General features: G+C 52.6%; 9 protein-coding genes. 5 read left to right on the top strand and 4 right to left on the bottom strand.

Going from position 1 to position 7,075, the window contains the following annotated elements; all coding sequences use genetic code 11:
- The first annotated feature begins 118 nt into the window (after window positions 1-118).
- Window positions 119-328: a hypothetical protein gene (locus AC0QH1_RS15340; protein ID WP_324632068.1), complete on the top strand. Its 210-nt coding sequence runs from the start codon at window positions 119-121 to the stop codon at window positions 326-328.
- Between the two features lie 126 nt (window positions 329-454).
- On the opposite strand, the gene AC0QH1_RS15345 is transcribed toward AC0QH1_RS15340, so the two are convergent.
- Window positions 455-1,045: a hypothetical protein gene (locus AC0QH1_RS15345; protein WP_324632069.1), complete on the bottom strand. Its 591-nt coding sequence runs from the start codon at window positions 1,043-1,045 to the stop codon at window positions 455-457.
- 363 nt (window positions 1,046-1,408) lie between these two features.
- Here AC0QH1_RS15345 and AC0QH1_RS15350 point away from each other — a divergent pair, with 363 nt between their 5' ends.
- Together AC0QH1_RS15350 and AC0QH1_RS15355 are read left to right on the top strand one after the other, a co-directional pair.
- Window positions 1,409-1,558 (top strand): hypothetical protein, encoded by a 150-nt coding sequence (locus AC0QH1_RS15350; protein ID WP_324632070.1) that lies wholly within the window; start codon window positions 1,409-1,411, stop codon window positions 1,556-1,558.
- 175 nt (window positions 1,559-1,733) lie between these two features.
- Window positions 1,734-2,678: an alpha/beta fold hydrolase gene (locus AC0QH1_RS15355; RefSeq protein ID WP_324632071.1), complete on the top strand. Its 945-nt coding sequence runs from the start codon at window positions 1,734-1,736 to the stop codon at window positions 2,676-2,678.
- A gap of 77 nt (window positions 2,679-2,755) precedes the next feature.
- Here the strand turns inward: AC0QH1_RS15355 and AC0QH1_RS15360 are convergent, their stop codons facing one another.
- A complete protein-coding gene (locus tag AC0QH1_RS15360; protein WP_324632072.1) occupies window positions 2,756-3,283 on the bottom strand; it encodes a DUF4330 domain-containing protein in 528 nt (175 codons plus the stop codon).
- 611 nt (window positions 3,284-3,894) lie between these two features.
- Between AC0QH1_RS15360 and AC0QH1_RS15365 the strand changes: the two genes are divergently transcribed.
- Window positions 3,895-4,746: a M48 family metallopeptidase gene (locus tag AC0QH1_RS15365; protein WP_324632073.1), complete on the top strand. Its 852-nt coding sequence runs from the start codon at window positions 3,895-3,897 to the stop codon at window positions 4,744-4,746.
- Window positions 4,747-4,765: 19 nt separating this feature from the next.
- Here the strand turns inward: AC0QH1_RS15365 and AC0QH1_RS15370 are convergent, their stop codons facing one another.
- Entirely contained in the window at window positions 4,766-5,524 is a 759-nt protein-coding gene (locus tag AC0QH1_RS15370; RefSeq protein WP_324632074.1) for a metallophosphoesterase family protein, read from the bottom strand.
- 209 nt (window positions 5,525-5,733) lie between these two features.
- Window positions 5,734-6,489, bottom strand: coding sequence for a DUF1995 family protein (locus tag AC0QH1_RS15375; RefSeq protein ID WP_324632075.1), 756 nt, complete (start codon window positions 6,487-6,489; stop codon window positions 5,734-5,736).
- A 78-nt stretch (window positions 6,490-6,567) separates the two neighbouring features.
- Between AC0QH1_RS15375 and AC0QH1_RS15380 the strand changes: the two genes are divergently transcribed.
- Entirely contained in the window at window positions 6,568-7,053 is a 486-nt protein-coding gene (locus AC0QH1_RS15380; RefSeq protein WP_324632076.1) for a hypothetical protein, read from the top strand.
- Window positions 7,054-7,075 lie beyond the last annotated feature (22 nt).

Here is a 7,075-nt window from a genome sequence, read left to right on the forward strand (position 1 = left end):
GGTTTAGGCTGGTCAGGTGGTTAGAAGTACAAGCCCCTGACTTTAGACATGGGGTTGGTTTCTACGGAGTCCCTGACGCAAACCGATTGCAGGTTGCCGAAAGCGGCTTTGAAGTTGTTTGTTTTTATATCAGGTTTGGCGATCGCTGGCAAGGGGAGGAATCGTTTTCACTGGGGCCGGATTTTTGCCACCCCTTCCGGGGAATCCTCGCGCCGAAGCGATCGCCGGTATTTTTACAGCCATAAAGCCCAAAGACGCGATCGGCATTCTCTCGGCGGGTGGAATGGCGATCGCGCCTCAGATGTTATTGTCTCAAATTGCATTTTAATCCCCCGGGGGGATGAATCTGTCAGTTAAAACCAAATCGTTAAAATACGAATTATACCTCAAAAATAGTTTTTTGTCAAGTATCGAACGCCTCGCGCCTCAGACAAGCCGACAGAGAAGACACACACTAAACGCTAAAGCCGAATTCTGCCACCGTCAGATGACCGTCGAAGGCATAAAAGACAGCGCGGTGGATATTCGGGACGCTCAGACTCAAGGGTGCGTTGGGGTGCAGTTGGGAGGGGGATCCGGCCAAATTCGGTTCCACCATATCGGTCTGCGCGAGGCGAGTCCCCTGGTCATCGTAAGCGGAAAGCACGGTGCGGCGAGAACTGGTGACTAAGCTGGTGATAAAAGACACTGGCTGAGTAAAGGTGACTTCTAGGGAACCACTTTTGGGTGCCCCCATGAGAACGATGCGGCTTTTGTGGGTGGGAAACGCCGGGTTTGAGGGACTCAGGGCGATCGCGTTATCAAAGATGACGCCATATCGTTCGAATTGGCGATCGACCACTTGAAAACAATTCAACTCTTCAAAATTCAGCCGAATGTAAGTCGGGACGCGGGGAGGTAAACTCAATTCGACTCCTTGCGGGTTGCCCACAGAACCCATAAATCCAGTAACTTCATTAACCCTGGGCGAGTGACGACGCTGACGCGCTTTGCACTCACCGCTTTTCGGGCGAGAGGGGTCTACCATAACTCCGTGAATACGCATAGTGTGCTCCCTAGAAACGTCGAGAAATTGCAAGTAACGGACAACTCAACTGCTGGTGCCCTGCAAGCCGATCGTCGAACGCCGAAAAGTAACCCTCGGGTTGGGCGATCGCCTTGAGTGCTGCCTTTTTCCCCTGAATCCGAATCGTTCACCGGTTGTCTGCCCGGGAAGCCCGCATCGGCGTTGCATTATTGAAAAATGGTGTTCCCTGTTAGGGGATGGATTGGGTTTCATTGGCTACCCGATTTGCCAGAAGTTCAACCCGAGTGCTGGGTGGTCAGGAAAATATCCCCGATCGCCAGATGCAGGATCTTCCTGGGACTTGCGGGACGGCGGTCTAGGGGGTGAGGGGTGTCACCCCACATGGCATATTGTAGCGCTAATTCCTTGCCCTGCGAGGGTCAGAACGTCCCCGGCAATGAGGAGACAGTGACGGGAAACTCCTTTGCCCGCAAGGGTAGCACCGGGAATGGCGATCGCCACAGTCCGGATATTTTTATCAACTCTTTATAAAATCAAATTAAACTTTACATTTCCTTTATGTTGGCAAGGAATCGCCGAAACCGATGATGGAGAGGTAGGGTAGGCTAAGCCAAGCCTGCGCGTCGTGCAACCCCCACACTCCATCCCAAACCCTGACAATTCCCATTTTCCCAATTCATCGATTGAAATTTAGCGAGGTTAATTCATGTTTATTCCCCCGGGTTTCGAACAGCGTTCTGTGGTCACATCCCTCGGTAGAATGGTTTACTACACCAATGTGGGAGAACCGTGGCAGACCCTTTGGGGCGATCGCGACACCCCAGAAGAACTCCCCACCTTAGTCTTCCTCCACGGCTTTGGTGGCGGTTCCTCGGCGTATGAATGGTCCAAGGTGTTTCCCGCATTTGCCCATGAATATCGCATCATCGCGCCGGATTTAATTGGGTGGGGACGATCCGAGCATCCAGAGCGCGACTATCAAATCGAAGATTATCTCAGTACGATCGCCGAATTTGTGCAAGAAACCTGCTCCGGACCAGTGCCGGTGGTGGCGTCTTCCCTCACCGCTGCCTTCGTCATTCGCGTGGCGATCGCCCATCCGGAATTGTTCAACAGTCTGATTTTAACCACTCCCGCCGGATTGTCTGATTTTGGCGAAGATTACACCAACAGCTTTTTCGCCCAATTCGCGAAAACCCCAGTGATAGACCGATTGTTGTACAATACCGGTGTGGCGACAGAAGCAGGCATTCGCAGCTTTTTAGCCAGCCGTCAGTTTGCCAATCCGAGTTTGATTTATTCTCAAATTGTCGAAGCCTATTTGCGATCGGCACAGCAACCCAATGCGGAATATGCCGCCTTGTCTTTCGTGCGCGGGGATTTGTGTTTCGATTTGTCGTTGTACGTCCCCCAGCTTGCGGTGCCCACTGCATTTATCTGGGGACGGGAATCCCAGTTTACCGGTCCAGAAATTGGCAAGCGGATCGCCAATTTGAACCCTTCGGCAATCCGCTATTTCCAACAGCTCGATAATGTGGGATTGACGCCTCAGTTAGAAGTGCCCGCGATCGCGATCGCCCTGATTCGTCAATTCCTCACCCTCCTACAGCAACCCCTTCCCACCGCCACCCCTACCCCGGAGTCACCGTAACTCCCCCGCAGACAAAGTAGGGTGGCACGGGGCCACCCTACTCCTGAATACTTTTGCCAATTCCCAGGGGCGATCGCTTAATTGATGCGAACGTCAATCACGCTAGCATTGAAGTTATAGGTTTTCCCTTCTAGCTCTACTGGCGTGCCGATTTTTAACTTGCTATTGCCCAAAACCGGCCCATCCTCGGTGATTTTCGCATTCCCACCCAAGGTCAAGAGCATATTGGAGCTAAAAGACTCCTCTTGTCTCGGATCCGGTAGCGCTTTTACCGAGCCATCGGGTTGCGGCACGGCGATCGTGCGGGTGAGCAGATCGATAGATTTCACGTCCACCTGTCCATAGGGCTGATTGCGGATAATGATGTTGGTTTTCCCCGCCTCCTGGAATTCTTGAACCAAGCTTTGCGGATCCCGCACGCTCAGCCCCCGGACAATGATATCTACTTCCACCGGCTTGGTGGTGATGCCCATTTGGGCAACCGAACCCGAGGTGCCGGGAAAGAAGAAAATCCCAATCACAACCAAAAGAATGACCAATGCAGCACCCACATCGAGAATGCTCAGTTTGCCAAATAAGCGACCTTGGCGATCCAAAATCTTCATAACTGTAAATGTTTCCTACCTAACCGAGATAAAGTTGATGGCACAGATACTGTGATTTTCAGGTATGGGAGCGCTGACTCCGTATCAACCGGGCATAAGATGCCGATTCGGGACAGATGTTCTCTCCCACTTTCTCCACTCTGGGCAGCGATCGCTCCTCCATTGATAAGCTAAACTGATGATTTTCTGCAAATCTGTCGTTTTACATTTAGTTTGCACTTTGCAAATGAGGAAGCCACAGTAAATCGGTTTTCTGCAAGCCGCTAGAACAGCATAGCGTAAATCATAGGATGCAATTTAAGGGTTTGAGAGAACAAGGCCGGGTGTGGCTCCCGAGGAACCGCAGGGTGGGTCTGTCATTGAATATATAGTCTGGCGAGAAAAATACGCGGTTTTTTTCACCGGCAGGCGTATGTTCGAGAGTGGGCGATCGCGATCGTCGCACTGCCCGCCCCCCAGTCAATGGCACCTGGGAAAATAGAAAAGCGTCAACCTCCATAGCCCGGTTGAGCTTATGCGTGCCAAACATCAGGGGGGTTTAAATTCGGGGCATGGGTTTCCATCCACTGGGGAGAAAACCTGACAGTTAAACCATCCTTCACTAACAAGTTATGTTAAATCCTGACTCGCAGATTTCTCGGCGTTTTTATCGTCGATTAGTTTACCCCACGATCGCCCTGTTGGTGGCCGTGGGTTTGACCATCGCCGCACCCCATCCTACCGTAGCATTTGGTAAGTTGCGCGATTTAGTCGGTCCGGGGTTGCAGGTTCTTCAGCTCAGCACCTTGTCCGACCAACAGGAAGTGGCCCTGGGTCAGCAAATCAACCAACAACTCCTCCGCAATCAATTTCGCCTGTCCGACAATCGGCAAGTGAACCGCTACGTGACGCGCCTGGGCGATAGCTTGGTTCCCTATAGCGATCGGCCCAATCTTCCCTACACCTTCCAGGTGGTGGAAGATGATAGCGTCAATGCCTTTGCCACGATGGGAGGCTTTGTCTATGTCACCACCGGCTTACTCCAAGAGGCAGACAATGAAGCGCAAGTTGCCGGCGTGATGGCCCATGAAATCGGCCATATTGCCGAAAAACATTCCATCCAGCAAATGCGCGAAACCATTATCGCACGGGGGTTAGCCGATGCAGCAGGCGTGGATCGCAATGTAGCGGTGCAACTGGGCCTCGAAATTGCCCTGCGACTTCCCAGAAGCCGTCAGCATGAATACGAAGCCGATCGCAACGCTTTGGATACCATGTTGGCTGCCGGCTATGCCCCCGTGGGTCTGATTCAATTTTTTGAAAAACTGCTCGATAAACCGTCACCGCCGACGTTTTTAAGCACCCACCCGGCTTCTGAGGATCGCATTGCAGCGTTACAACAAATGATACCGCCCGGTCAAGCTAGGGTGGGCGAAGGCTTGAGCGAATCCACTTACCGGTCCAACGTTCGCTCGTTGTTTTAATTTCCCGTCCTTCTATACTCTATCGCCGAGCCACCCTTCGGGGTGGTTTTATTGTGGCTACGGCGTCTTGCAACCGCATGGTGCGAAGGCTGTGCTTGCTAACGTGAACTTGGTAAACCTGTTGGTGGGTGATGTCCAATCCGGTTAACCAGCCACTCAGGGAATGATACGCCCCGGTGTCTATCCCCAGCCATCCGCAACCTTTAGCAAGCTGCCCGGGTTTGACGCCTTGAAAGGTAAAGGTAATCGTGTGACCGACAATGATGAGTTTATTGGGAAAATAAGGCTGGGAAATGCTGTGGAATGGCTCTCGAATCCAACAAAAATCTTCCGCCCCTTGCTCTTCGAGGGGCAGTTGGGGGTGGACTCCCGCATGAACTAACCACGCATCTCCTAAGTCCAGGTAAAGCGGCAGGGTTCGCATCCACTCTACGTCGTTTAACAATGCCTGGGTGGGGTTGGAATGGAGCGGCGGATAACTGGCGAGGGTGCTTTGCCCACCACTGTAGCGCCACCCTTGCATTGCGCCTGGGTTGATTTTACCGTTGCGACACACGTCGAGCAACAAATGTTCGTGGTTGCCGAGGAGGCATTGGTAAGAACTTTCGCGCACGAATTTGACGACTCTGGCGCTTTGCGGTCCGCGATCGATTAAGTCGCCGAGAAAGTACAGGCGATCGCCCTCACCGGGGGCGATCGCTTCGATCAGTCTCATCAGTGCATCGTAGTGTCCATGTACGTCTCCAATAACGATCCGTCGTCCCTTAGTTTCGCTCATTCCCTCTGCTCCATCCCAATCGGCGCTAGTCTTTGCCAAGGTTGGCTCTCTCTCATCCTAGCCCGTTCACTCAAGACTCTGAGTCCATCTTCGATGTTTCCCATCGGCAACCACCCCCTGAGTAATCCGGTTATCTGCTTTGATGAGAGGGGGCGCGCAAAGCTCGGCGAAATATGCCTGATTCGCACGCCCCGCTTCATAATCTCTTCTTACTGGCTCAGTGCCCGCAAGAAACGCTTAAGATTGGTCATCAATCCCGCCTGTTTCGGTGTGGAGGGTGCAGCCGTCTGAGTAGGGGCTTCGGCGCTTGTCCCCTCTTCCGGAGTGCCCATCGCTCGAGCCAAGATGCGATCGAGTTCGTCTCCTAGGGGTTTTTGCGGCGTCTCGGAAATCAGCTCGTACCCGCCTTGTGCAGTCTCGAGCCACACTTGCCAGGGGGAAGGATAGCAGCGGAAAATGGCATAGCCTTCTTTGGGTTTGACGTAGTAGCACGATTCGATATTGTTCAAAAAGCGCTCTCTGAGTTGCCTTCCGGCTAATCCAATGCCAATTGTGGCCACATTTTCCAGTTGAGGCAGCAGCAGAATTACCGGGCGATCGTCGGCTTGTTCGCACATTTTCTCTACGTCGTTGACTTCCACGGAGGAGGGTTCGACAAACAAAAAGGCTTCGTCCTCGGGCTGTATTTGCCCTTTCTTTTCTCCGATCGCGCGCACGACATAGGGGGTTTCGCCCCAGTCGCGACGGGCAAGGGCTGCCGCACCGGCATCGGGAAAATACACTTTCAGCCGTTCGCCGTAGCTGTCGGCTAATAGGGGAATAAATTGCTCGGCGATCGGTTGGACTTTTAGTTCGGGTATGACTATTTCCACTTGCAGCAGTCGATAACCATCGTCGAGTGCGGCTTGGGTGGCTTGTTTCGCTTGGGCGATCGCTTCGTCTAGGTCGTTCGGTAGTTGAGCCATCAATCTTCTATTTGTAAATAAACCTGCAATATCGCTCTGGTTTATACTCCATCTTAAGGAAATCCCATAACTCCCACAATGACATCACGAGAAGAATTACTGGTGGCAATCCTACCGACGGTGCGGGACTTGAAACTGGCTCTCCACCAGCACTGGTATCGCATTCCGGTAGCAACCACCGAAAAACTCCTCAAGAAGCGTTGGCCCCCCAAATGGCTGGCGTTCTATCAACCGAAAGTGTTTGGTCGGCAAGCCCACTCGATTTATTATTTTGCTCGCGTGGAAGGCATCCGCGAAGTCTTTCGCTGGGAATTGTTTCCGGAAATGCCGCAGACGAGCAAAAGTCAGCGCCGTTATTATCAACTCATTCTCTCGCCACTGGAACGCTTGAGCGCTCCGATCCACTGCCGACGCGGGCAGCGGCTGACTTTCATTCAAACTACCTGGGAAAAGTTTCTCGCGGCAGATGAGGTGAATGACCTCTACGATGATAGTGTGTTGGAGGATTTAGTTAAACTAAGCAATTCCGTCACCAGAACTACTCGTCTTCAGAACCGGACTTGAGACTTTCACCTCATCCGGCTCC

The organism is Phormidium sp. CCY1219 (assembly GCF_055795085.1).

Excerpts from the sequence above, each read along its gene's own strand:
- AC0QH1_RS15365 (WP_324632073.1), top strand. The coding sequence starts at position 3,895 with ATGTTAAATCCTGACTCGCAGATTTCTCGGCGTTTTTATCGTCGATTA.
- AC0QH1_RS15345 (WP_324632069.1), bottom strand. The coding sequence starts at position 1,045 with ATGCGTATTCACGGAGTTATGGTAGACCCCTCTCGCCCGAAAAGCGGT.
- AC0QH1_RS15355 (WP_324632071.1), top strand. The coding sequence starts at position 1,734 with ATGTTTATTCCCCCGGGTTTCGAACAGCGTTCTGTGGTCACATCCCTC.
- AC0QH1_RS15360 (WP_324632072.1), bottom strand. The coding sequence starts at position 3,283 with ATGAAGATTTTGGATCGCCAAGGTCGCTTATTTGGCAAACTGAGCATT.
- AC0QH1_RS15370 (WP_324632074.1), bottom strand. The coding sequence starts at position 5,524 with ATGAGCGAAACTAAGGGACGACGGATCGTTATTGGAGACGTACATGGA.
- AC0QH1_RS15380 (WP_324632076.1), top strand. The coding sequence starts at position 6,568 with ATGACATCACGAGAAGAATTACTGGTGGCAATCCTACCGACGGTGCGG.
- AC0QH1_RS15375 (WP_324632075.1), bottom strand. The coding sequence starts at position 6,489 with ATGGCTCAACTACCGAACGACCTAGACGAAGCGATCGCCCAAGCGAAA.
- AC0QH1_RS15350 (WP_324632070.1), top strand. The coding sequence starts at position 1,409 with ATGGCATATTGTAGCGCTAATTCCTTGCCCTGCGAGGGTCAGAACGTC.